The organism is Mycobacterium sp. NPDC050041, from assembly GCF_049541695.1.
Taxonomy (GTDB): domain Bacteria; phylum Actinomycetota; class Actinomycetes; order Mycobacteriales; family Mycobacteriaceae; genus Mycobacterium.
Map to the genome: position 1 here is coordinate 619,009 of NZ_JBMVDG010000001.1, position 25,337 is coordinate 644,345.

The window sequence follows — 25,337 nt, forward strand, 5'->3', positions numbered from 1 at the left end:
GAGGCCCGTGATGATGGAAAGCGTCCTGATCTGCAGCGGTGGGTCACGAAGTGGGGTCCGACATGGGCGAAGGGGCGGCAGTCCTGCGGGTGGCGCGGCACGACGCCGCCACAGTGGACGTCGAGGCGCCGGCCGGGGCGACGCACGCATACCGGCGTGCATGGATGCGGCGTTTCGCGGCCACAACGCCCGGGATGATCGTGCTGATCGCGGCCGCGGTCGTGGCGACCTGCACGGTGGCCGCCGTGGTCTGCGCCAGCGCACTCGACCGGCGGATAGACGCTCACGACGTCGTGCTCGAGCGGTCGGAACCGTTCGCCTACGCGGCACAGAATCTGTACGCCGCGCTGTCGGCGGCCGATGCAGCCGCCGCGTCGGCGTTCCTGTCCGGCGGAACACTGTCGGCACCGGCGAGGAACCGTTACCAGGAGGCGCTGGCGGCGGCGTCGTCGGCACTCGTGGACGTCACGGCCGGCGCCACCGACGCGGACACGCGTGCCGAAGCAGCGGAGATCTCGACACAGCTGGCGACCTACACGGGCCTGGTCGAACTCGCGCGGGCCAACAACCTGCAGGAGTTCCCGGTCGGTTCGGCGTATCTGCGCGAGGCCTCCGCGTTGATGCAGACCGAACTGCTCCCCGGCGCCGAGCGGATCTTCGCGCGCGACCTGGCCGTGGTCCACGCCGGTCAGCGCGCGGTCGGCGCGACCCCCGTCGCCGGCCTGCTGCTGCTGGTGGTGCTGCTCTCGGTGCTCCTCGCCGGTTCGCTGGTGCTTCGCGCGCGGACGAACCGGCAGTTCAACGTCGGTCTGGTCGTCGCGGCGACGTTGGTGGTGCTGGCCATGACCTGGATCGTCACCGCCACCTGGGTGGCCGCAGCGAGAGTCGAGAGCGGCCAGAGCGAGGGCACAGCACGATTCGGCCAACTCGCGAAGGCACGGATCCTGGCACAGCAGGCGCGGACCGACGAGATGCTGCAGCTCATCGCGCGGGGCGACATCAGCAGGGGAGAGGAATCCTTCCGCGGTCGACTCGACGAGCTCAACGGGGTTCTGGGAGCGGCACCCGCGGCCGTCGTCGACGACGTGCAGACCTGGTCGGCCGCACACGACAGGCAGGTGAGGGCCTACGCCGGCGGCGAGTACAACGCCGCGGTGACCCAAGCCGTCGGAGCCGACCCGAACGGCTCGGCCGTGCAGTTCGCCTGGGTGGAGTCCACTCTGCGCGATCACATCGAGCAGACCCGTGCGGTACTGCGCGATCGCACCGCCGCGGCCGGTGACGCATTGGCGTGGACGCCCGTGGGCACCACGTTGTTGTTGGCGCTCGCCGCGGTGGCCGCCGTTGCCGGACTGTGGCCGCGGCTCGAGGAGTTCCTGTGAGGGCGCGGTGGGTGTTGGTGGCGCTGGCGGTCGCCGCCGCCGCCGGTTGCGGCTCACCGCCGGCGCCGCCCACGCCGGTCGACGCCACACCCGCACAGGTCAGACCCGCAGGCGCGACCGAGATCACCGCCGCGCCGGCGACGCAGACGTCGGACTGTGATCGCGAAGCGAGCCTGCGCCCCGGACCGATGCCGAAGCCGGGGAGCATGCCGGCGGACTCGACGATGGCGGCCATCGTGGAACGCGGACGGCTGGTGGTCGGCGTCGACCAGAACACCTTCCTGTTCGGGTACCGAAACCCCACGACGGGACGCCTCGAGGGATTCGACATCGATCTCGCCCGCGAGATCGCCCGACGCATCTTCGGCGACGCCGACCGCATCGACCTGCGGGTGGTCGATGCCGCCCAGCGGGAGACCGCACTGACGTCGGGTCAGGTGGACCTCGTGGTGCGCACCTTCTCGGTCACCTGTCAGCGCCGCGAGAAGCTCGCCTTCTCGACGGTGTACTTCTACGCCAACCAGCGCATCCTCGCCGTCGAGGGATCGGACATCGATTCCGCCGCGGCGCTGGCCGGCAAGCGGGTCTGCGCGGTGTCCGGCACCACGTCGGTGTCGACGCTGTTCGCACTCGACCCACGGCCCGCCGTCGTCGGTGTGACCAGCTGGACCGACTGCCTGGTGATGCTGCAGCAGGGCCAGATCGATGCGATCAGCACCGACGACGTCGTGCTGGCCGGGCTCGCCAAGCAGGACCCCAATGTGGGCATCGTCGGGCCGAGCATGGGTGTCGAGCCCTACGCCATCGGAATGCGGAAGGACCGCGAGGATCTGGTCCGGTTCGTCAACGGCGCGCTCGACGAGATCCGGTCCGGCGGAACGTGGCAACGGCTCTACACGACGTGGCTGCGCAGTCTCGGGCCGTCGCCCGGTCCCCCCGCACCGCGCTACGAGGCGGCGCCATGACGGCGAACGCGTTCGACGAGATCGACCGCGAACTCGCGGCCCGCACGGACGACGTCGCATCGATGTCGGCCACCCTGGTCGAGCTCGACGCACACCCCGGCCTGGCCCACCTGCGCCGCTACTCCCCCAGCGGGCTGACCGCACAGCGGTGGGCGCACGCCGAGGAGACGCTGAGGCAGTCCTGGGACATTCTCGCTCAAGCCATGTCGATCCTGGATGCGGCCAGCTCCGCGCGCAGGCGCTCCGACCCCGACGACGTCGAGTTCGCCGAGCTGAGGCACAAGTTGCGCGAACTGCCGAAGACGCTCGTCGACATCCGCGTGGTGACCCGTCTCCTCGACGCCGTCGACGAGATCGATTCGCTGGTGGCACACGGCCTCGCCCCGATCATGACGCGCCTCGACGAGGCGGGCGTCGGCTATCCGCCCGAGATCGTCGAGCTGCTGGACATCGCGGCCACCGACCCGCTGTCGTTGACGGCTTCCGATGTCACCGAGCGCCTCACCGTGATCGCCGAATGGGTCGCCCTGCGGGAGAACTGGGCGGAGGCGCTCACCGACACCGCCGCCGCCATCGACCAGGTGGGGGCCGCGTTCGCCGAGGCGACAGGCACCCGGTTCCGGGTCGAGCAGCGCGTACTCACCGCACCGCTGCCCACGCGCCCGAACCCCGAGCCCGATCTCCGCCGGCAGCTGGAGTCCCTCGTCGAGACGAATCCTGCTGCGCTGCAGGAGGTCCAGCGACGTATCGACGCGGCGCTGCAGCAGATCCGCGCGGACGAGGCGGTCGCACAGGGGCTGCTCGACCGCCGCGACGAGCTGACCGGACGGCTGCGGGGGTACCAGGCGAAAGCCGCACGCCTCGGGCTGGTGGAGGATGCCGACCTGGTGTCGTCGATGCGGATCGCCGCCGGCCTGCTGTCCCGGCGCCCGTGCGATCTGTCCGCGGTGACCCGCGCCGTGGCCGACTACCAGCAGGCGATCACCGAAAAGCGCGGGAGGGTCGGATGATCTGCGCCGAATCCGGTTGCACCGGAACCGTTGTCGACGGCTACTGCGACGTGTGCGGGACGGCCCCCACCCCGCAGGTGCAGACGGCCCCCGGTGCCCCGTCCTCGACCGCGGCCATGCCGTCCACCGCGCGCTCGGCCCGCTCGCGGCGCACCACGTCGACCTCCACCGTCAGCGCACGTGGCGGCCTCGGCGCCGGGATCATCGACATCCCCCGGATACCGAAGGGCGATCCCGCTGCCGCCATCCTGCCCGACCCACAGGTGCCGGAAGCACACAGGTTCTGCGGCAACTCCGACTGCGGAAGGCCGGTCGGACGCGGCACCGACGGCACCCCCGGCCGAACGTCGGGCTTCTGCACCCATTGCGGCACGCGTTACTCGTTCGTCCCGCGACTCTGCCGTGGCGATCTGATCGGCGGGCAGTACGAGGTGCAGGGCTGTATCGCCCACGGCGGTCTCGGCTGGATCTACCTCGCGACCGACAACAACGTGCACGGCCGCCACGTCGTCCTCAAGGGCCTCGTCCACTCGGGTGACGTCGACGCGATGGCCGCGGCCGCGGCCGAGGCACACGCGCTGGCGGAGGTCGAACACCCGAACATCGTGCGGATCCACAATTTCGTCGAGCACGTCGACGACACCGGCTCACCGGTCGGCTACATCGTCATGGAGTACGTCGGCGGGACGTCGCTCAAACAGATCCGCAGAGCCCACGGCGGCCCCCTGCCCCCGGAACAGGCGGTCGCCTACATCGTCGAGATCGCCCCGGCCATCGGTCATCTGCACGCCCAAGGCCTCGCGTACTGCGACTTCAAACCCGACAACGTGATGCAGACCGACGAGCAGGTCAAGCTCATCGATCTCGGCGCCGTCGTCGACATGGATGACGACGACTGCGCGATCTACGGCACGGCCGGCTATCAGGCGCCGGAGATCGCCTGGACCGGACCGACCGTCGCCAGCGACATCTATACGGTGGGACGCGCACTCGCCGTGCTGGTGATGGACGTGCCGCAGGAGTCCGGCCGGCCGGCACCCCGGTTGCCCGGCCCCGACGACGTGCCCGTGCTGGCCGAGCACCCGTCCCTGCACCGCTGCATCCTCAGGGCCACCGATCCCGACCCTGCCCGGCGCTTCGCGTCGATGGAGGAGCTGGCCGACCAGCTGACCGGCGTGCTGTACGAGATCGCCGCAGCGGGCGGCACGGTGGTGCAGCCGCGGAAGTCGAGCCACTTCAGCCACCAGCGCGGGATCTTCGGCGCGGCCCACGACGCGGCGATCGTCCCGGCCGAGGTGGTGGCGGCGCTCGCCGTGCCCGTGGTCGACCCCCGCGATTCCGGGGCCGCGGTGCTGGCCACGACCAGTGGCACACCACCCGCCCAGCTCGAGAACGCGCTGTGGCTGGCGCAGGGCGGGGCGCACGGCGGCGGCAGTTCCTCTGTCGAGATCCCCCTGCGGTTGGTGCGCGCGGCTCTGGAGATCGGCAACCCCGGCGATGCCAGGAAGCGGCTCGCGGAGCTGAGGTCCGTGCTGCAGGACGACTGGCGATTGTCCTGGTACCTCGGCCAGTGCGCCCTCCTCGAGCGCGAATACGACGAGGCCGGTGCGCGTTTCGACGAGGTGCTGGCCGTGTTGCCGGGCGAGCTGGCACCGAAACTCGCCGCCGCCGCAGCAGCGGAACTGCGTGGCGCGTACGACGTCGCGGTGCGCCACTACGAGACGGTGTGGCGCACCGACGACAGCTACGTCAGCGCCGCCTTCGGGTGCGCTCGCCTGCACGCGCTTTCCGGGGACAAGGCCGGCGCGGTCGCGGCATTGGACCGGGTGCCCGAGGCGTCGGCCCACTGCGCGCCTGCGGGTGCGACGGCCATCGGCATCCTGCTCGACGGGCTCGAACCCGACGAGCTGGACGAGACGACGCTCCACGATGCGGCCAAACGGACCTGCGCGCTGAATCTCGAGTCGGCGGCCCGCCGCGCGTCGATTCGGCTGAAAGTGCTCGACGCGGCGTTGCGCTGGCTGGACGCCGGAAACAAGCCCACCGCGTTCCGGCTGCTGAACGTCGACTTCGACGAACAGGGTGTGCGCGCCGGGATCGAGACCTGCTACCGCGTACTGGCGCGCGACGCCGTCGACGTGTGGGAGCGCATCGCGCTGGTGGAGCGGGCCAACGCGATACGACCGAGGACCAGGACATGACGGCGTGCGGTGGACGCTGCCCTCGGTGCTCCGCCCCTGTGCAGCCCGCGCACCGGTTCTGCGGGACGTGCGGCGCCGCGTTGTTCGACGTGGCGCCGGTGGCTGTACCGCGGAAGGGATCTGAGCCGCACGGACCCTGTGAGTGCGGCAACGCGGATTTCACCGACGGGTACTGCACCGTCTGCGGGCAGCGTCGCCCCGAACCTGACCGGGACGAGGTCGACGTGGGCGGCATCGTGCTGATCACCGACCGCGGATTGCACCACACCCGCAACGAGGACGCCGCCGCAGCAGGGGTCGTGCCCAGCGGCGACGGCCGTTTCGCGTTCGCCGCCGCCGTCTGTGACGGTGTGTCCACCTCCGTGGACGCGCAGACCGCCGCCACCGCCGCCGCGCAGGCCGGCGTCGCGGCGATGCTCGACGCACTCGCGGCCTGCCACAGCGGCCGCTCCGCCGCCGCGACGGGTCTCGCGGACGCGGCGCGAGCGGCCGTGCGGACCGGCGCAGGAAGCAGCGACCCGGCATCGGCCCCGGCGTGCACCTACACCGCGGCGGCCGTGGTCCCCGCGGCCCAGGACACGGTGCACATCACTGTCGCCAACGTCGGTGACAGCAGGGTGTACTGGGTGCCCGACCCGCCCGGAGCCGCGGTGCAACTCACGGTCGACGACTCCGTGGCCCAAGAACTCATCGGCGCCGGGCTGTCGGCCCAGTCCACGGCTGTGCGAGCCGGAGCGCACACGCTGACCCGATGGCTCGGCGCCGACGCCGACGCCGACGCCGAGCCGTGGACGGATACCAGTGTGCGCACCATCGCCGCCACGGGCGCAGGCCTTCTGGTCATCTGCACCGACGGTCTGTGGAACTACCTTCCGGAACCCGGCGACATCGCCCGGGTGTGCGTGGGCGGCGACGCGTGCACGGTTGCGCGCAGGCTGGTCGACCACGCGCTGCAGGCAGGCGGACAGGACAACGTCACCGTCGCCGTGATACCCATCGGAGGTCGTCATGAGTTCTCATGAAAGACAGATTGTTTCGGTACACGTCGACCACAATCCCTACCTCGCCGCGGGCGCCGGGAGGGTCGACGCGATCGTCAGCGTGGCGACCGAGGCCGACGCCGCGCCGACGCCGGCGCCCACCGACCGGGTCGAGGTGATCGTCATCGACTGCTCGTCATCGATGTTGTCACCGGCCGCCAAGTTCGACGCCGCCGTACGTGCCACCTCGGCGGCCGTGGACGAAATCGTCGACGGCACATACTTCGCCATCGTCGCCGGCACCGGAACAGCCTCACCGGTCTACCCCGCCGACGGGCACCCGGTCCGGGCCGACCCGGCGGCCAGGGCCGGCGCGGTGCGTGCGCTCGCAGCCCTGCGGCCCGACGGCGGCACCGCGATGGGCGCCTGGTTGGCGCACGTCCGCGGCGTCGTTGGGCAGCACCCCGGAGCGCTCACCCACGCGATCCTGCTCACCGATGGGAAGAACGAGCACGAGACACCGGACCAGTTGGCAGCCCAGATCGCCCTCAGCGAGGGAATGTTCACCTGCGACTGCCGCGGGTTGGGCACCGACTGGCGGGTCGATGAACTGCGGGCCATCTCCTCTGCGCTCCTCGGCACCGTGGACATCGTCGCCGATGGCGCCGACCTCGCCGACGACTTCGCGACGATCATGCGGACCTCGATGGGCAAGTCGATTCCCGAACTGACGCTGCGGTTGTGGACGCCCGCACGCGCACGCGTCGAATTCGTGAAGCAGGTCGCCCCAACGGTCGAGGACCTCACACACCGCCGCGTCGATGCCGGAGACCAGTGCGGCGAGTACCCGCTGGGTTCCTGGGGCGCCGAGGAACGCGACTACCACCTCCAGGTCGTCATCGAACCGTCCGCGGTCGGCCGCGAAAAGCTCGCCGCGCGGGTGAGCCTGGTGTCGGACAGCACGGTGCGCGGCGAAGGCCTGGTGAAGGCGATCTGGACCGCGGACACGGAGTTGTCGGCGCGGATGAGTCAGCGCGTCGCGCACTACACCGGGCAGGCGGAGCTGGCTCAGGCCGTCCAAGACGGCCTGAGTGCCCGCAGGAACGGCGACATCGCGACCGCGACGGCGAAGTTGCAGCGCGCCGTCGAACTGGCCGAGCGATCGAACAACGACGGCACCGCCAGACTGCTCCGGGGCGTCCTCGACGTCGACGAACGCACCGGCACCGCGCGGCTGCGACCCGAGGTCACCGCGGCCGACGAGATGGCGCTCGACGCGCGCTCGACCAGGACCGCACGCATGCGGAGGGACGCCTGATGCCGACCTGCGACGAGGGGCACGTCTCGACGGCCGAGGACTACTGCGAAGTGTGCGGCAGTTCCATGAGATCGTCTGCCGCCGAACGTGCTCCGAACATTCCGCCGGTGCTATGCCCCGCGTGTCGCGCACCCGTCACCGGTCGCTTCTGCGAGGTATGCGGGAACGACACCGCACTCCAGCCCGTCGGCGGCACGCCGACCCGGGAGGGTGACGGCGCCGACCGTCCGACCGTGTGGACCGTCGTCATCGGCGCCGATCCGGAGTTCTACGGGCGGGTCGTCGCCCGTGGCGGCCCGGACACCGTCGAGTTCCCCGAGGTGTTCCCCGAGCGTCGGATCACGTTGCGGCACAGCACCACCCTGATCGGCCGCCGGCACCGGGAGCAGGGGGTGCAGCCCGGCATCGATCTCGGCATCCATCCCGTCGACCGCGGCGTCTCCACTCAGCACGCGGTGCTCCGACTGAGCCCCACCGGCCTGACCGTCACCGACCTCGGTTCGACCAACGGGACCAGCCTGAACGGAAGCGACGAGTTCCTCGGCAACGGCGAGGAGACGCCGCTGACAGACGGTGACCGCATCCACGTCGGCGCATGGACGACGATCACGATCGTCCGAGAGCCCGGTGAGGCGAGGAGAACCGGATGAGACAGCATGCATCGGAGCGTGAGTTGCGGGACGCCCTGGAGCAGTCCGCGGCCAGTCGCGAGATCCTCGCAGCGCTCGCACGTGACGTCGCCGACCCGGGCGCGGTATTCGACACCGTGCTCGAATACGCCGCGCGACTGTGTGGGGCGCGGGCCGCTCAGCTGTTCCTCCTCGACGGCGATGTGTTTCGGCTGTCCCGCATCTCCGGTGAGACCCCCGACGAATACCGCCGCTACCTCCTGGCGCACCCCATTTCCAGGAATCGTTCCTCCACGGTCGGCCGGGCCGCCGAGGACAGGTGCACACACCAGATCGCCGACGTACTGGGTGACGTCGACTACGGGCGGCACGATCTACAGCGCCTCACCGGCTTTCGCACCCTGCTCTCCACACCGATGCTCCTGCAGGACGAGGTGGTCGGCGTGGTGTCCATGTGGCGCACGGACGTCGCGCCCTTCGACGAGCGGGAACGCGCACTTTTGGAGGAGTTCGCCCAACAGGCGGCGATCGCGCTGCGACAAGTCGACCTGATGCGGGCCCTTGAGGCGCGGGGCACGGAGCTCGCCACCAAAGTTCAACAGCTGGAATCACTTCGACAGGTCGACGAGGCGGTCGGCTCGAGCCTCGACCTGGACGAGGTGCTCAAACGCATCATCAGCAATGCCGTGCGGCTGACCAACCTCGGCTTCGGCGACATCACCCTGAGGACCGACGGCGGATCGATCCTCGAGTACGACGACACGACGGATGCCTTCCACGTGCGCGCGTTCGGCAGCACTCGACGCCTGTTGGAGCAGTTGCGCGAGATCACCATCGACCGCGAATCCACGATCGTCGGTCGAACCGCGGACGCCCACACCCCCCTCGAGATCCCCGACCTCGAGCAGGCCGAACTCGACCCCTTCCTGGACATCCTGTTCCGGGACGGCTGGCGCTCGCTACTCGCCGTGCCGATGCGCGCCGGTGACCGGATGGTCGGCGTCCTGGTGATCCGCCGGCGAGGCACCGGCAGGTTCCCGCCCGATCTCATGGAGCTGCTCCAGACCTTCGCCAACCAGTCGGCGCTGGCCATCGTCAACGCTCGGCTGTTCCGGGAACTGGAGACCAAGACCAGGGAGCTGGAGATCGCCAGCAACCACAAGTCCGAGTTCCTGGCGAGCATGTCCCATGAACTCCGCACACCGCTCAACGCGGTGATCGGCTTCTCGGAAGTGCTGCTGGAACGCATGTTCGGCGAGCTCAACGAGCGCCAGGACGAGTACCTGCGCGACATCTGGAACTCCGGTCGGCACCTGCTCGAACTCCTCAACGAGATCTTGGACCTGTCCAAGGTGGAGGCCGGCCAGATGGTGCTCGAACCGAGAACCTTCAGTGTGCACGGCGCACTGGACTACACGCTCAGGATGGTTCGTGAGCGTGCCGCACTGCACGCGATCACGGTGTCGGTGCACGTGGCCGACGACGTCGAGACCATCGACGCCGACGAGTTGCGGTTCAGGCAGGTGGTGCTCAATCTGCTGTCGAACGCCGTCAAGTTCACACCGGACGGGGGTGACGTGTCCGTCCGGGCAGTCCTGGACGGCACGGACCTGGTGGTCACCGTGACCGACACCGGGATCGGGGTGCCCCCCGACGATCAGGAGCGCATCTTCGAGTCGTTCCAGCAGGGCCGCCGAGGAGTCTCCAAGGAGGAGGGCACCGGACTGGGCCTGACTCTGTCGCGGCGCATCGTCGGACTGTTCGGCGGTCGAATGTGGTTGGAGAGCACCGTCGGCGTGGGAAGCACGTTCGGCTTCACCGTCCCGGTACACCCCGTTCGCGACGACCCCGGGGCACCCGCCCCGACCGGCGAGCTCCCCGTCGTCGTGCTGGTCGACGACGACCGGGCCTCACTGGACCTGATCACCGCCTACCTCGAGGGGTCGCCGGTACGGGTACTCCGGGCTTCCGACGGTGCGCAGGCCCTCGACCTGGTGCGCAGGGTGCTGCCGGCCGCGGTGGTACTCGACCTCAGGCTGCCGGGGATCGACGGATGGCAGGTGCTCGCCGAACTCAAGGCAGGCGGCGACACCGCTGACATCCCGGTGGTGATCGCCTCTGTCGTCGACGACCGGATCCGCGGCATGGCACTCGGTGCGGACGCGTACCTGCGAAAGCCGGTCAGTCGAGACGAGGTGGTGAACGCGCTTCGCAGCGTCGGCATCCCGGCCGTCGCAGGAACAGGTGACGCGCATCTGGCGACGGGGGCATCATGACCGACGAACCGGTGACTGTCCTGGCCGTGGACGACCAACCGCAGAACCTGCGGCTGCTCGACGCAGTCCTCACTCCCCGCGGATATCAGGTGCTGACCGCCCGATCCGGCGGTGAAGCGTTGACGCTGCTCGCACAAAGCGACGTGGACCTCGTCCTGCTCGACGTCGTGATGCCCGAATTGGACGGATACGAAGTCTGCCGCCGCATCCGATCCGACCCGGCGACGGAGTTCCTTCCCGTGGTGATGATCACCGCCAGCGGAAGCGAACAGCGCCTGGCCGCGCTCACCGCCGGCGCCGACGACTTCATCACCAAGCCGTTCGACCAGAGTGAGCTGCTGGCCCGCGTCGCGTCGCTGGCACGCATCAAGCGCTACCACGACACCGTCAGGCGCCAGGCCGCCGAATTGGCCCGGTGGAACGCCGAACTCGAGGCCAGGGTCGCCGAACAGGTCGGCGAACTCGAGCGCACCAACCGCCTGCGGCGCTTCCTCTCGCCCCAGCTGACAGACCTGGTGATCAGCGACGAGCACCTGCTGGAGAGCCATCGTCGCGAGATCGTGGTGCTCTTCGCCGATCTGCGGAATTTCACCCCGTTCGCCGAGACGAGTGAACCCGAGGAGGTGATGGCCGTGCTGGCCGAGTACCACCGCGCGATGGGCGCCTCGATCCATGCGTACGAAGGCACGCTCGAGCGGTTCACCGGCGACGGCATCATGGTGTTCTTCAACGACCCGGTGCCCTGCGACGACGCCGCGTGGCGCGCGGTCCGCACAGCCATCGAGATCCGGGACGCCGTACAGGGACTCGCGGCGCGGTGGCGTCGTCACGGTCACGACCTCGCGCTGGGCATCGGGATAGCTCAGGGATTCGCCACGCTGGGCCGGATCGGGTTCGAAGGACGCTTCGACTACGCGGCGATCGGCAGCGTCACCAACCTCGCCGCGCGGCTGTGCTCCGACGCCGGCCCGTGGCAGGTTCTGGTCACCGACCGGGTGCTCGCCGCCGTCGAGCACACGTCGCAGTCGGAGTTCGTGGGCGACGTCCAGCCCAAGGGATTCAGCCGATCGGTGCGAGTCCACAACATCAGTGCGATACAGGAGATGAGCCCATGACCGGATCGATGACCGACAGCAGGTCGCTCTCGCAGCTCGACGAGGACGAGCGCTACCGCACCTTCGACGCCCTCCAGCTGTCGATGCCCTCGGTGTGGGAGTCGATGCGCGCCGGCTTCGCGGACGAATCGGTGGTGGTCGTCCCCTCGATCAGCATGGACGGGCCGACCGCCAGGAGCGGCACCGTCATGCAGGCCATGGAGGAACGGGCACTGTTCCTGCTGCTGTTGCTGCGGCAACCGCGGCTGCGCATGATCTACGTGACGTCGCAGCCGGTGTCGGAGTCGATCGTGGAGTACTACCTCGGCCTGCTGCCGGGAGTGATCCCCCGCCACGCCCGCGCGCGCCTGACGGTGGTCCCGGTCGGCGACGCCTCACCCGAACCGCTCAGCTCGAAGCTGCTGGCCCGGCCGCGGTTGCTGCGCGAGATCCGCGCGCTGATCCCGAATCCCGAACGCTGCCACCTGATTCCGTACAACACCACACCACTCGAGCGGGATGTCGCGCTGAGCCTCGGCATCCCGATGTACGGCGCGGATCCCCGGCTCGCCGACCTCGGCACGAAATCCGGCTGCCGCAGGATGTTCGAGGAACTCGGGGTCACGTGTCCGGTCGGAGCCGAAGACCTGCACACCGTCGAGGACATCGTGGGCGGAGTGCAGCGCATGCGTGCCCACCGGCCCTCGCTCACCCAGGCCATCGTCAAACTCAACGACGGTGTCTCCGGTTCGGGCAACGCCCTCGTCGATCTGCACGGGCTTCCGCCGCAGGGGTCACCCCAGGAGGCGACGGCGATCACCGAACGCCTGCTCGGCATGCAGTTGGAAGCACCCAACCTCGCCCTCGACGTCTACCTGAAGGCTTTCGAGCAGTACGGCGGCATCGTCGAGGAGCGGATCACCGGCGTCGCACTGACCAGTCCGAGCGTCCAGATGCGGGCGCTGCCGGACGGCACCGTGGAATTGCTGTCCACCCACGACCAGCTGCTCGGCGGCGCCAGCGGTCAGAAGTACCTCGGCTGCGTCTTCCCCGCCGACCCCGGCTATGCCGCGCTCATCGCCCGACCCGCGATGGTGATCGGCAGGCACCTGGCCGGGCTGGGAGTCCTCGGACGGTTCGCCGTGGATTTCGTCGTCGTGCAGGACGTCGACGGTGCCTGGACGCCGTACGCGATCGAGCTGAACCTCCGCAAGGGCGGCACCACCCATCCCTTCCTGACGCTGCAGTTCCTCACCGACGGCCGCTACGACGGTGAGCGCGGTGTCTATCTGACCCCGAGCGGCAGCACCAAATATCTCGTGGCCACCGACCACTTCGAAGACGACATGCTCAGGGCGCTGACGGTCGACGACCTCTTCGACATCGTCGTGAACCACGGTCTGCACTTCGACCAGTCCCGCCGCACCGGTGTGGTGTTCCACATGATCAGCTGCCTGACCGAGTGCGGCCGTGTGGGATTGACCGCCGTCGGGGACAACCCGCAGGACGCGCAACGCATCTACGAGGAGGCGCAGGCGGTGCTCCGCCGGGAGGCAGCGGCGGCACTCGAGGAGTGGCCGGTGGGCGCCGGCCTGGGCACCGGCTCCTGACAGTGCCCATGACGACGTCTTCGCCCTCGACTGTGCTCTCCTTCCTCTTCACCGACATCGAGGGCTCGACGCGCCGGTGGGAGGCAGACGCAGAGGTGATGCGGGCCGCGCTCGCCGAGCACGACGCCGTGTTACGGGACGCCGTGACCGCCCGCGGCGGTGAGGTGTTCAAGCACACCGGCGACGGCGTGTGCGCTGTCTTCGGCTCACCGCGGGCCGCTGTCGAGGCCGCCGTCGCCGCACAGCGGGCGCTCGACCTGCCGGTGCGGATGGGCATCGCGACCGGCGAGGCCCAGCACCGCGACGGCGACTACTTCGGCCCGGTGCTCAACCGGGCGGCCCGGCTGATGTCCGCGGGGCACGGCGGGCAGATCCTCCTGGACGGCGCCGCGTCGGGTCTCGTCGGCGACGACGACCTGATCGCTCTCGGCAAGAAGCGGTTACGGGACATCGCCGCACCGGTCGAGGTGTTCCAGGTGCGCGCGGACGGACTGGCGACCGACTTCCCGCCACTGAAGACGCTGGACACTACGACGGGCAATCTACGGCGACCGCCGAATCGCCTTCTCGGCCGCGACGACGATCTGGCCGGTCTGGTCGCCTCGGTCCGAGACCACCGCCTGGTCACGCTCACGGGGGTCGGCGGCGTCGGCAAGACGCGGCTCGCGGTGGAGGTCGCCGCACGCAGCGCACCACACTTCCCGGACGGAGTGTGGCTGGTCGAGTTCGCCGCCGTCGCCGATCCGACGGCGGTGCCCGAGGCGGTGGCAGCAGTGCTCGGCATCGTCCAGCAGCCGGGCATGACGCTCACCGACAGTGTGGCCGCCGCCCTGGAGGGCCGCTCCCGGTTACTCGTCTTCGACAACTGCGAGCACGTCCTCGATGCGGCGGCCGGCCTCACGGAGTCGATCCTCGGCCGCTCGGCGTCGGTGCGGATCCTCGCCACCAGCCGGGAGGGACTCGGGGTGTCCGACGAGAGGATCTGGCCGGTGACACCGCTGGGATGCGACGGCGTCACATCCACCGCCTTCGACCTGTTCGTCGAGCGTGCGCATGCCGTTGCACCAGGGATACCGTTGCAGGACAACAGCGACGTCGTCGTCGACATCTGCCGGCGCCTCGACGGCATCCCGCTGGCACTCGAGCTCGCCGCCTCACGCATGCAGTCGATGACTGTCACCGAGCTCCGCGACCGGCTGGACGACCGGTTCCGGCTGCTCGTCGGGCCGGGCCGGGGCAGCACCCGCCACCACACACTGCGGCACGCGGTCCGATGGTCGTTCGACCTGTTGGAGGATGATGAAAGGTGTACCCTCGCAGCGTGTTCCGTGTTCGCCGGCGGGTTCGACCTTACTGCCGCCGACGCCGTGACCGAGACCGGTGACGAGGTGGTCACCCTGCACCTGCTCGACGCCCTGGTGCGCAAGTCACTCGTGACCGCCGACCGGTCGTCCAGCCGCACCCGGTACTCGATGCTGGAGACGATCCGTCGATACGGCGAGGAACACCTCGAAGCCTCCGGAGCGGCGGCCGGCGCCCGCGACGCCCACGCCCGTCACTTCGCCGGCCTCGAGAACGAGGTGCTGGCCCTGTGGGACGGGCCCCACCAGCGTGAGGCGTTCGCCTGGTACGCCGACGAGCTGGCGAATCTGCGCGTGGCGGTCGGATGGGCAGCCGCGCGACACGACCTCGACACCGCGGCCACGATCGCCGTGTACACCGCATTCCTCGGTGGATGGATCGAACAACATGAGCCGGCCCGTTGGGCCGAATCACTGATCGACACCGCCAAGGCGATCGACCACCCGCGCCTGGGCCAGCTCTACGTCGCGGCTGCGGAGTGCTACCGGACGGGACGGCTGACGCCCGCAGTCGACTACGCCGACGCCGGCGCCGCGCTGATCATAGACGAGCGATACCTGCGCTCCCCGTTCGACATCGAGCCGACCGCGCTCGGCGGCACGTACATCACGGTGGGCGCGCCGGACCGTTGGCTGGAGTTGTTCGACCACACCGACGCGTCGCAGCTGAGCACGTTCAACCAGGCGTCGCTGGTGATGGCGCTGCTCACCTCGGGGCGGCTGGACGACGCGGAAGTCGCGTGTCTGCGGTTGCTTTCGTCCATCGAGGCCACCGACAACCCCGGCGCCCGCGCGTACGGGTTGCTCGCCTACGGCTACGTGCGACGCATCGACGACGCCGCCGTCGCGTACGAAGCGCTGCGGCGCGGCCTGTCGATCGCGATCGACAGCGGCAATCGGATGACCGAGGCCTACCTGTTGGTGAATCTCTCCTCGATGGTCGGCATTCATGGCGACGCGCAGGACGCGCTCGACTTCCTGGCGTCGGCGATCGAGAACTTCTCCGATGCAGGCACCTACTCCCACATGGTCAGTCCGCTGGGCGTTCTCGCCTCTGCCCTCGACCGCATCGGTGTTCACGACGGCGCGGCCGTGATCGTCGGGTTCGCGGCGACGGTGTTCGCCCGCGCCACCTTCCCCGAGGTCGCCGCCACCGAAGCGCACCTGCGTCAGATGCTGGGCGACGACGAGTACGCCCGGCTCACCGGGCTGGGCGCGAACATGGCGAATTCCGCGATCGCGCAGTACGCCCTCGAGCAGATCGACCGAGCGCGCACGCTCACCTAGCGACGAGCGTGCAGCTAGTCCGCTTCGGCGAGGCGGGTCTTCAGCGCGTCGAACTCGTCCTTGATGCCGGTCGGCAGCTTCTCGCCGACGAACTCGAACCACTCCTCGATCAGCGGCAATTCCTTGCGCCACTCCTCGGGGTTGACGGCCAGCGCCTCGTCGACGTCGGCGGCGTCCACGTCGAGGCCCTCGAGGTCGAGGTCCTCGGCGGTGGGCACGATGCCGATCGGCGTGGTCTTGCCATCGGCCTTGTGCTCGATGCGCTCGACGGCCCACTTCAGCACGCGGCTGTTCTCACCGAAGCCCGGCCACAGGAAGCGGCCGTTGTCGCCACGGCGGAACCAGTTGACGAAGAACACCGCCGGCAGCTTGGACTCGTCGGCGTTCTTGCCGATGTCGATCCAGTGCTGGAAGTAATCACCGACGTTGTAGCCGAGGAACGGCAGCATCGCCATCGGGTCGCGGCGGACGGTGCCGACCTTGCCCTCGGCGGCGGCGGTCTGCTCGGAACCCAGTGTGGCGCCGATGAAGACGCCGTGCTGCCAGTCGCGGGCCTGGGTGATCAGCGGGACGGTGGTCTTGCGGCGGCCACCGAACAGGATCGCCGAGATCGGCACGCCCTGCGGGTCGTCCCACTCGGGGGCCAGCGTCGGGCACTGCGAGATCGGGGTGCAGTAGCGCGAGTTCGGGTGCGCCGCCTTGGTTTCCGTCTCACGCAGGACCCAGTCGTTGCCCTTCCAGTCGATCAGGTGGTCGGGCTCGCCCTCGAGGCCCTCCCACCACACGTCGCCGTCGTCGGTCTTGGCGACGTTGGTGAAGACGGTGTTGCCCTTCGCGATGGTCTTCATCGCGTTGGGGTTGGAGTCCCAGTTGGTGCCGGGCGCGACGCCGAAGAAGCCGAACTCGGGGTTGGTGGCGTAGAGCCGGCCGTCTTTGCCGAACCGCATCCACGCGATGTCGTCACCGACGGTCTCGGCGCGCCAGCCCGGGATGGTGGGCTGCAGCATCGCGAGGTTGGTCTTGCCGCACGCCGACGGGAAGGCGGCGGCGATGTAGTAGGCCTTGTCCTCGGGCGAGATCAGCTTGAGGATCAGCATGTGCTCGGCGAGCCAGCCCTCGTCGCGCGCCATCGCCGACGCGATCCGCAGCGAGTAGCACTTCTTGCCCAGCAGCGCGTTGCCGCCGTACCCGGAGCCGAAGCTCCAGATCTCGCGGGTCTCGGGGAAGTGGGTGATGTACTTCGTGTCGTTGCACGGCCACGGCACGTCCTGCTGGCCCGGCTCCAGCGGCGCGCCGATCGAGTGCAGCGCCTTGACGAAGAACCCGTCCTCGCCGATCTTGTCCAGGGCCGCGGCGCCCATCCGGGTCATCGTGCGCATCGACACCACGACGTACTCGGAGTCGGTGATCTCCACACCGAGCTTGGGGTCCTCGGAGTCCAGCGGGCCCATGCAGAAGGGCACCACCCACATGGTGCGGCCGCGCATGGAGCCGCGGTACAGGTCGGTCATGATGCCGCGCATCTCGGCCGGATCCATCCAGTTGTTCGTGGGGCCTGCGTCGATCTCCCGCTCCGAACAGATGTAGGTGCGCGACTCGACGCGGGCGACGTCGGAGGGATCCGACAGCGCCAGGTAGGAGTTGGGCTGCTTCTTGTCGTTCAGCTTCTGGAACGTGCCCGCCTCGACGAGCTGGGCCGCGAGGCGCTCGTACTCCTCATGGGAACCGTCGGCGAACGCCACCCGGTCGGGCTGTGTCAGCTCGGCGATCTCCCGAACCCAGGCGAGCAGGCCCTGATGCTTGGTCGGTGCGGTGTCCAGACCCGGAATAGTCGCTGAGGTCATCTCTCGTCTCCTGCATCTTCTGCTGACGGGCGCTGCCGGACGCAGACCCCGACGCCGCCGAAACTACGAAATCAGTGGTGCCGCGGTCGTCCCTTGTAGTGAGGTTAACGTGGGTGACATACCCGGGGAAATTCTGGATCATGTCCGATCACTCACAGGAACGATTCAGAAAGAACGATTCAGCCGAGCTGAACCGCGGTTGACCGATTCAGTTCTCGGCCGGATCCTCCGCGGCCACCGATTCGGCACCGGATGGCGGCGGACCGGACCCGTTCGGCTCAGCAGCGGGAGCCGGTCCGTAGAGCTCGGTGCGCACGGCGTCGAGCGCCCGCTGCAGCGGCGGTGACCGGCGATCACGCAGCGCCGCCGCCCTGGCCGTGGCCACCGCGTGTTCGCGCAGTTCGGCGTCGATCGTCGCGATCTGCTGCCCGGCGGTGGCCGCCTCGGCCTCGTCCCGGGCGGTCGACTGGGTGGTCAGTGCCGCCTCCGCGGCGAGCACCCTGGTGGCGACGAGCTCCTCGACCGCCGACCGCAGCGTGGTGGTGACCTCGCCGACCCAGCGGTCGAGCACCGCCCGGTCGTGCAGCAGCGCGCGGATGCCGACCACCCACACCGTCAGCAGCAGGCCCACCGCACCGCCCGCGACCACGCCGGCGATGGTCAGCCCCGGCGCGACGCCGGCGAACAGTCGGCTGACGGCCAGCGCCACCCCGAGGCCGAAGCCTGCGCCGAGCAGCATCATCAGCACCGTCTCCAGGCGGCGGTTCTTCAGCGGTGGCCCGGGGAAGTCCGGGATCGGCGGGCGTGCGGCCGGCGCGGGCGGGGCCGACATCTCGACCTCGGCCGCCACACCGGCGAGATGCTCGGTGATGCCCTCGTCGACCTCGGTGACGACGTCGGCGGCGCGGGCCCGTGCCTCGTCCTCGAAGCCGGCCAGGCGGCGCCGGCTCAGAGCGGCGGCGTCCTCCTGCAGTTCGGCCCGCACCGACGTGCAGCGGTTGCGGGCGAAGTAGGCGAGCTGCACCTTGGCCTGCTGGATCTGGCTGCGCAGCGCGATGCCGCGCTCCGACTTGGCCAGCCTGCTGTCCCGGCGGATCTCCTCGCGCCTGCTGCGAAGCGCCGTCACCCGGGCCTCGCGGTCGGCGCCGACGCCGTCGGAGTGGTAGCGCCGGATCACCGCCTCCAGTCGACTCTCCCACGCCCGCAACCGGTTTCGCCGCTGCAGGTCGGGATCGGCGAGCCGCCGGCGGAGCAGCCCGACCAGTTCGTCGAGCCGCGATTCGCCGAGATCCGGCGCTGCCGCCACCCCCACCCACGGCATCTGCCGGTACCGGGGCGAGCGCTCGGCGAGCAGCGTCCGGTCGGCGGACAGCACGTCGTGCCAGTTGCGGTGCGCGTCGATCTTGGTCACCGCGCCCACCACCAGATCGGTGTAGTTCGACGCGAGTTCGACCAGCGCGCAATCGGATTCGGTGAGCGGCGCGCCCGCGGACACGACGAACACCACGGCCGCGGCCGCCTTGCCGGGCGGCAAATCGTCGGACTCGACGAAGGTGTGCTCGGGCAGCTCGCGGCGCAGCTCCGCGATCAGGCTGCTGGTGCCGGCCAGCCACGGTCCCGTCACCAGCACCACGTCGCTGCTCTCCACCCCGGGCGAGCTCAGTCCAGGGTCGATGGCCGCGACCACGGCGTCCGCCGCGGCGATCGGGTCGGCCGTCACCGGGCGTGCCGTCCGATGTCGAGCAGCCGCATCGACCCGTGACAGATGTCGGCGGCGCATTCGCGGTGCAGGGCGCTCACCGGCCCACGGCCGTACCGCCGCCACCGCACCGCACGGCGCAGGTGGGCGGCCTCGTCATCGGCCGGGTCGACGTCGAGCCCGGCCGCCGCGACGACGTCGACCGCGGCTGCCATCACGGCCAGCACCGTATCGTCTGCCGCCAGGAAATCGGACAGCGCGTCGTCGCCGGACCGCACGGCCAGCGCCTGGAGTTGGGCCACCGCGGAGCGCACCCGCCGATAGCGCACCGGCGCCGCCAGCCGGTCGATCGCCGCGAGCACGTCGTCGATGCCGCTGAGCCGCCGCAGCATGCCGGGCAGCGCTTGCGGGTCGGCGCCCCGACCCAGTGCGAGCACCGCATGCGCGATCCCGAACCGGTCCAGCGCAGCCGACATCCGCTGGCGGACCGCACGGTCGAGGTCGTGTCCGCTATCCAGGAACGCGTCCGTCGACCTCAGGTCGGCCGGGTGGTGGACGAGCACGTCGAGCGCCGCGACCAGTTCGGCGTCGAGAGCAGTGCAGGCGAGCAACCCGATGAGCGGTACCGCGGGCACGCCGGTGCGGGCGCGGAACTCGGCGGCACGCAGCTGCGCCCGCGCAACCGGCCCGCCGCCCGCGGCGCCGGCCAGGTCGGCCTTGTTCAACACGATCAGCACCGGCACGCGCGCGGCGGCCAGCATCGCCGTGTCCTCCGGTTTGAGCGTCTCCGAGATCACCAGCACCGCGAGGTCGGCCGCGCGGCCGTCCACGACGGAGACGCCGGCGGTCCGCAGCGCCGCGGCCACCGTGCGACGTCCCACTCCGCGGCGGCCCAGCACCTCGACCGACAACTGCGCGGTGAGCCCGGCGACGACAGGGGCCAGGGCCGACCGGCGGTCACCCGACCGAGCGGCGAAATCCGTCAGCGCGTCGGCGAAGATGGCGCGTCCCTTCCGGTGGTTCGGGCGAGTGATGCTCACGCCGATCGTGGCAGCTGCCGCGCCGCTTGGCGAACGCTTCGTCCCCAGGGCCCGGCCTGCGCCGACGTACCAGCCGAAGGCAACTGTTGGGTATCAATATGCACCACGAAGCGGGTACCCGACACGTGATGAGCGACCATGGACGGATGCAAGCGCGCAGGTCCGACGTCGCGGGCACCCCGGCTCCGCACGAGGCCACCGGCGCCCCGGCCGGCCACCCGTATCCGCGGGTGACGAGCTTCCGCTCCCGGCGCTCCGCGTTGTCCGGCGGTCAACAGGCGGCCTGGGACCGGCTCTGGCCCGAACTGGGCGCCCAGGCCCGCGACGACGAAGGCCGGCCGGCCCCGCTGATCGACCTTCCGGCATGGTTCGGCCGGTCCGCACCGGTGGTGCTGGAGATCGGCTGCGGCACCGGCACGTCGACACTGGCCATGGCCCAGGCCGAGCCGCATCTCGACGTCGTGGCGGTGGAGGTGTACCGCCGCGGGCTGGCCCAGCTGCTCAGCGCCGTCGACCGGGCCGACCCCCCGGTCACCAACCTCCGGCTCGTCCGCGGCGACGGTGTCGACGTGCTCGAGCACATGGTCGCCGGCGAGTCGCTCACCGGGGTGCGGGTGTTCTTCCCCGACCCGTGGCCCAAGGCCCGCCACCACAAGCGCCGCCTGTTGCAACCCGCGACGGTGGCGCTGATCGCCGACCGGCTGCGGCCCGGCGGGGTGCTGCACGCCGCCACCGACCACGACGGCTATGCCGAGCACATCGCCGCGGTCGGGGACGCCGAACCGCTGCTGCGCCGGGTGAGCGTCGCGCGCCACGCCGAGCTGCCGATCTCGGTGCAGCGCCCGGTGACCAAGTACGAGCGCAAGGCGCTGGCCGGCCCCGACGTCACCGAACTGCTCTGGGAGAAGGCTTCGCGATGAGTCTCACCGAGGACGTCCCCGTCACGACCCCGCCACCGCCCGCGGGCCCGCCGGCGGGCAGTCAGCGGGTGCTGCTGGTGTGGGACGCACCGAACCTCGACATGGGCCTCGGCTCCATCCTCGGCGGACGGCCCACCGCCGCGCACCGGCCGCGGTTCGACGCGCTGGGCCGCTGGCTGCTCGGGCGCACCGCCGAGCTGTCGGCGCAGCTGGCCGACGGCGGCTCCGACGTCACGCTCGAACCCGAGGCCACCGTCTTCACCAACATCGCGCCGGGCAGCGCGGACGTCGTCCGGCCGTGGGTGGAGGCGCTGCGCAACGTCGGGTTCGCGGTATTCGCCAAACCGAAGATCGACGACGACAGCGACGTCGACTCCGACATGCTCGCGCACATCGCGCTGCGCCGCGGCGAGGGGTTGGCCTCGGTGATCGTCGCCTCGGCCGACGGGCAGGCGTTCCGGCAGCCGCTCGAGGACATCGCCCGCGACGAGATCCCGGTGCAGGTGCTCGGCTTCCGCGAACACGCCAGCTGGGCACTGGCGTCCGACGCACTGCACTTCCTCGATCTGGAGGACATCCCGGGGGTGTTCAGGGAGCCGCTCCCGAGGATCGGCCTGGATTCGCTCCCCGAGCAGGGCGCGTGGCTGCAGCCGTTCCGGCCGCTTTCGGCGCTGCTGACCTCTCGTGCATAGCGGCATCCCGGTGCCGCATCCCCCCGGACAGTCCCGACGTTAGGAGCTCGAGGTGTTCGCCTGGTGGGGTCGAATCGTCTTCCGGTTCCGGTACATCGTCATCGCCGTCATGGTCGCGCTGTGCGCGCTGGGCGGGGTGCTCAGCCTCGACCTCGGCAAGCACGTCACCCAGAGCGGGTTCTTCGACGACGGCAGTGAATCTGTGCGGGCCTCGGTGCTCGCCGACGAGGTGTACGGCCGCGACCGGACCAGCCACGTGGTGGGCATCATCTCCGCGCCGGACGGCCGCAAGGTCGACGATCCGCGGTGGTCCAAGGAGATCACCGACCAGCTGAACGCGGTCAAGGCCGAGCACCCCGACCAGTTCCTCGAGTGGTACGGCTACCTGCGCGGATTCCCGGCGGCCCTCGCCACGCCGGACAAGGACCGAGCCTTCGTCTACATCACCCTCAAGGGCGACAACGACGACACCGTCCTCAACAACTACAAGGAGATCGAGCCCGACCTTCAGGGGGTCGACGACGGCAACATCAAGCTGGCCGGCCTGAACCCACTGGCCAACGAGTTGACGGGCACCATCGCCAAGGACCAGAAGCGCATGGAGATCATCGCGCTCCCGCTGGTGGCCGTCGTGCTGTTCTTCGTCTTCGGCGGCGTCGTCGCGGCCAGCCTGCCGGTGATCATCGGCGGCCTGTCGATCATCGGCTCGCTCGGCATCCTGCGGATGGTGATCTGGCTGACCGGCGAACCCATGCACTACTTCGCCCAGCCGGTGGTCACCCTGATCGGCCTCGGCATCGCGATCGACTACGGCCTCTTCGTGGTGAGCCGGTTCCGCGAGGAGATCGCCGAGGGCTACGACACCGAGACCGCCGTCCGGCGCACCGTGCAGACCGCCGGGCGGACCGTGACGTTCTCCGCCGTGCTGATCGTCGCCTCACTGGCAGGCCTGCTGCTGTTCCCGCAGGGCTTCCTCAAGTCGCTGACCTACGCCGGCATCGCGTCGGTGTCACTGTCGGCGCTGCTGTCGATCACGGTGCTGCCCGCGGCGCTGGCGATCCTCGGCCGCAACGTCGACGCGCTGGGCGTGCGCACGCTCTACCGCATCCCGTTCCTGCGCGACAACCAGTTCACCAGCCGCATCATCGACTGGTTCGCCGAGCGGACCCAGAAGACCATGACGCGCGCCGAAGTGGAGAACGGCTTCTGGGGCAGGCTCGTCAACCGGGTGATGAAGCGGCCGGTGCTCTACTCCGTGCCGATCCTCGTCATCATGGTGCTGCTGATCGTCCCGCTGGGGCAGCTGGCGCTCGGCGGAATCAGCGAGAAGTACCTGCCGCCGGACAATCCCGTGCGGATGGCGCAGGAGGACTTCGACCGGACCTTCCCCGGCTACCGCACCGAGAAGCTGACCCTCGTCATCGAGAACGCGTCGCCCACCCAGGTCGACCAGATCAAGAGCGAGGCGGCGCAGATCAGCGGCTTCACCGAGCCGCAATGGAGTGAGCGTCCGGTGGCGCCGGACGAGAGCGGCAACACCCCGCAGAAGGCCGACCCCGACGTGACCGTGCTGCAGAACGGGCTCGAGGTCCGCAACGATGCCGCCAAGAGACTCGCCGAACTGCGCGCGATCGAACCGCCGCGGGGGGTGACGATCTCGGTGGGCGGCACACCCGCGCTGGAACAGGATTCGATCCACAGCCTCTACGACAAGCTGCCGATGATGCTGCTGATCCTGGTGTCCACCACGACGCTGCTGATGTTCCTGGCGTTCGGGTCGCTGGTGCTGCCGATCAAGGCCGCGGTGATGAGCGCGCTGACGCTCGGCTCCACGCTGGGCATCCTGACGTGGATCTTCGTCGAGGGGCACGGCGCCGGGGTGCTGAACTTCACCGCGACACCGCTGACCGCGCCGGTCGTCGGGCTGATCATCGCGGTGATCTACGGCCTGTCCACCGACTACGAGGTGTTCCTGGTGTCCCGCATGGTGGAGGCACGGGCCCGCGGCCTGTCGACGTCGGAGGCGATCCGCGTCGGCACCGCCACCACCGGCAGGATCATCACCGCCGCGGCGCTGATCCTGGTGGTCGTCGGCGGCGCGTTCGTGTTCAGCGACCTGGTGATGCTGAAGTACCTCGCGGTCGGGCTGATCGCCGCGCTGCTGCTCGACGCCACCGTGATCCGGATGTTCCTGGTGCCGGCGATCATGAAGATGCTCGGCGACGACTGCTGGTGGGCCCCGCGCTGGATGAAACGCATCCAGGAGCGACTCGGCCTCGGCGAGATCGAGCTGCCCGACGAACGCAAGCACCCGGGCGCAGAGAACGAGGGCGACCTGCCCGTCGGCGCCGAGGTGTCCGGACCGGCCCGCCCGCTGCGGCCGCACGACCCGACCCAGCCGACACCCCCACGGGCCACCCCGAGACGCATTCCCCCGCGGGCGCCCGGCTCGCCGGCACCGGCACCGGTGCGGACGCCGCCACCCGGCGGGGAACGGGGACTCGAGTCGTGGCTCGGTGAGCTGCGCGGCGGCCCGGCGCAGCCGCCCGCGGCGCACGACGACGACGCCGAGCCGGCAGGCGACGAGCCCACCACCGCGATCCCTGCGCTTCGCGAGCAGGAGGCCGTGCCGACGGAGCCGCAGGCACCGCCGGCGGACGAGGACCGCAGGCGTGGTCGCGGGATCAGCGCGCAGGACGTCCTCCGCCGCGAAGGTCGCCTCTGACCGATGACCGGCGCCCGACGTGATGCGATTGTGACCACCGGTCTGCGGAGGCGATCGTCGCAGGACACCGCCCAGAAAGGAGCCCATTTCCGGCCGCCGGGATTTCGCGAACATGCGAGGCGGGCGCTAGCGTCGGATACCTTGGAGTCCATCGACTTGGAGGGCACCCCTGTGTCCCCCGGGTGCCGCTACCGCGGACCGGACTCGATCGGCGACCCGTCCAGGATGTGGCTGCAGCCGTCGGGGCCGCTGTCCGCGCTGCTGACCTCGCGTGTCTGACAACTCAATCGACCGCGGCGGGGTC

17 protein-coding genes and 1 pseudogene are annotated in these 25,337 nt (G+C 70.1%); 15 read left to right on the top strand and 3 right to left on the bottom strand.

Annotated features, from left to right (window positions below):
- Positions 1-62: 62 nt before the first annotated feature.
- The 11 genes from ACPCHZ_RS03065 to ACPCHZ_RS03115 all read left to right on the top strand — a co-directional run bounded on the left by ACPCHZ_RS03065 (position 63) and on the right by ACPCHZ_RS03115 (position 16,113).
- Entirely contained in the window at positions 63-1,382 is a 1,320-nt protein-coding gene (locus tag ACPCHZ_RS03065; protein ID WP_423483388.1) for a hypothetical protein, read from the top strand.
- Positions 1,379-2,347: a glutamate ABC transporter substrate-binding protein gene (locus ACPCHZ_RS03070; protein ID WP_423483389.1), complete on the top strand. Its 969-nt coding sequence runs from the start codon at positions 1,379-1,381 to the stop codon at positions 2,345-2,347. The genes ACPCHZ_RS03065 and ACPCHZ_RS03070 overlap by 4 nt, the downstream gene beginning before the upstream one ends.
- Positions 2,344-3,357, top strand: a complete 1,014-nt coding sequence (locus ACPCHZ_RS03075) for a hypothetical protein (RefSeq protein WP_423483390.1) — start codon at positions 2,344-2,346, stop codon at positions 3,355-3,357. The genes ACPCHZ_RS03070 and ACPCHZ_RS03075 overlap by 4 nt, the downstream gene beginning before the upstream one ends.
- Positions 3,354-5,558 (top strand): tetratricopeptide repeat protein, encoded by a 2,205-nt coding sequence (locus ACPCHZ_RS03080; protein ID WP_423483391.1) that lies wholly within the window; start codon positions 3,354-3,356, stop codon positions 5,556-5,558. Before ACPCHZ_RS03075 ends, ACPCHZ_RS03080 begins: the two co-directional genes overlap by 4 nt.
- Before the next feature lie 98 nt (positions 5,559-5,656).
- On the top strand, positions 5,657-6,580 hold the full coding sequence (locus tag ACPCHZ_RS03085) for a PP2C family protein-serine/threonine phosphatase (RefSeq protein WP_423483392.1): 924 nt from the start codon (positions 5,657-5,659) through the stop codon (positions 6,578-6,580).
- Complete coding sequence (locus ACPCHZ_RS03090; RefSeq protein ID WP_423483393.1) at positions 6,567-7,856, top strand: VWA domain-containing protein; 1,290 nt, start codon at positions 6,567-6,569, stop codon at positions 7,854-7,856. Before ACPCHZ_RS03085 ends, ACPCHZ_RS03090 begins: the two co-directional genes overlap by 14 nt.
- A gap of 233 nt (positions 7,857-8,089) precedes the next feature.
- Positions 8,090-8,506 carry an FHA domain-containing protein gene (locus ACPCHZ_RS03095; RefSeq protein ID WP_423483394.1) on the top strand — a complete coding sequence of 139 codons (417 nt, stop codon included), beginning with the start codon at positions 8,090-8,092 and terminating at the stop codon, positions 8,504-8,506.
- Complete coding sequence (locus ACPCHZ_RS03100; RefSeq protein ID WP_423483395.1) at positions 8,503-10,761, top strand: ATP-binding protein; 2,259 nt, start codon at positions 8,503-8,505, stop codon at positions 10,759-10,761. The genes ACPCHZ_RS03095 and ACPCHZ_RS03100 overlap by 4 nt, the downstream gene beginning before the upstream one ends.
- The gene (locus ACPCHZ_RS03105; protein ID WP_423483396.1) at positions 10,758-11,876 is read left to right on the top strand and encodes an adenylate/guanylate cyclase domain-containing protein; all 1,119 of its coding nucleotides are present in this window, start codon (positions 10,758-10,760) and stop codon (positions 11,874-11,876) included. Before ACPCHZ_RS03100 ends, ACPCHZ_RS03105 begins: the two co-directional genes overlap by 4 nt.
- Complete coding sequence (locus ACPCHZ_RS03110; RefSeq protein ID WP_423483397.1) at positions 11,873-13,465, top strand: peptide ligase PGM1-related protein; 1,593 nt, start codon at positions 11,873-11,875, stop codon at positions 13,463-13,465. Before ACPCHZ_RS03105 ends, ACPCHZ_RS03110 begins: the two co-directional genes overlap by 4 nt.
- A gap of 8 nt (positions 13,466-13,473) precedes the next feature.
- A complete protein-coding gene (locus ACPCHZ_RS03115; protein WP_423483398.1) occupies positions 13,474-16,113 on the top strand; it encodes an ATP-binding protein in 2,640 nt (879 codons plus the stop codon).
- Positions 16,114-16,127: 14 nt separating this feature from the next.
- Here the strand turns inward: ACPCHZ_RS03115 and ACPCHZ_RS03120 are convergent, their stop codons facing one another.
- The 3 genes from ACPCHZ_RS03120 to ACPCHZ_RS03130 all read right to left on the bottom strand — a co-directional run bounded on the left by ACPCHZ_RS03120 (position 16,128) and on the right by ACPCHZ_RS03130 (position 20,690).
- Entirely contained in the window at positions 16,128-17,957 is a 1,830-nt protein-coding gene (locus ACPCHZ_RS03120) for a phosphoenolpyruvate carboxykinase (GTP) (protein WP_423483399.1), read from the bottom strand.
- A gap of 208 nt (positions 17,958-18,165) precedes the next feature.
- On the bottom strand, positions 18,166-19,677 hold the full coding sequence (locus ACPCHZ_RS03125; RefSeq protein ID WP_423483400.1) for a hypothetical protein: 1,512 nt from the start codon (positions 19,675-19,677) through the stop codon (positions 18,166-18,168).
- Positions 19,674-20,690 (bottom strand): hypothetical protein, encoded by a 1,017-nt coding sequence (locus ACPCHZ_RS03130; RefSeq protein ID WP_423483791.1) that lies wholly within the window; start codon positions 20,688-20,690, stop codon positions 19,674-19,676. The genes ACPCHZ_RS03125 and ACPCHZ_RS03130 overlap by 4 nt, the downstream gene beginning before the upstream one ends.
- A 134-nt stretch (positions 20,691-20,824) precedes the next feature.
- Here ACPCHZ_RS03130 and trmB point away from each other — a divergent pair, with 134 nt between their 5' ends.
- From trmB to ACPCHZ_RS03150, 4 genes and pseudogenes are all read left to right on the top strand, one after another.
- Entirely contained in the window at positions 20,825-21,616 is a 792-nt protein-coding gene (gene trmB, locus ACPCHZ_RS03135; protein ID WP_423483401.1) for a tRNA (guanosine(46)-N7)-methyltransferase TrmB, read from the top strand.
- Positions 21,613-22,308 (top strand): NYN domain-containing protein, encoded by a 696-nt coding sequence (locus ACPCHZ_RS03140; protein ID WP_364977542.1) that lies wholly within the window; start codon positions 21,613-21,615, stop codon positions 22,306-22,308. The genes trmB and ACPCHZ_RS03140 overlap by 4 nt, the downstream gene beginning before the upstream one ends.
- Before the next feature lie 52 nt (positions 22,309-22,360).
- Entirely contained in the window at positions 22,361-25,033 is a 2,673-nt protein-coding gene (locus ACPCHZ_RS03145) for an MMPL family transporter (RefSeq protein ID WP_423483402.1), read from the top strand.
- 96 nt (positions 25,034-25,129) lie between these two features.
- Positions 25,130-25,312: pseudogene (locus ACPCHZ_RS03150) on the top strand (NYN domain-containing protein); the annotation flags it as partial.
- Positions 25,313-25,337: the final 25 nt, after the last annotated feature.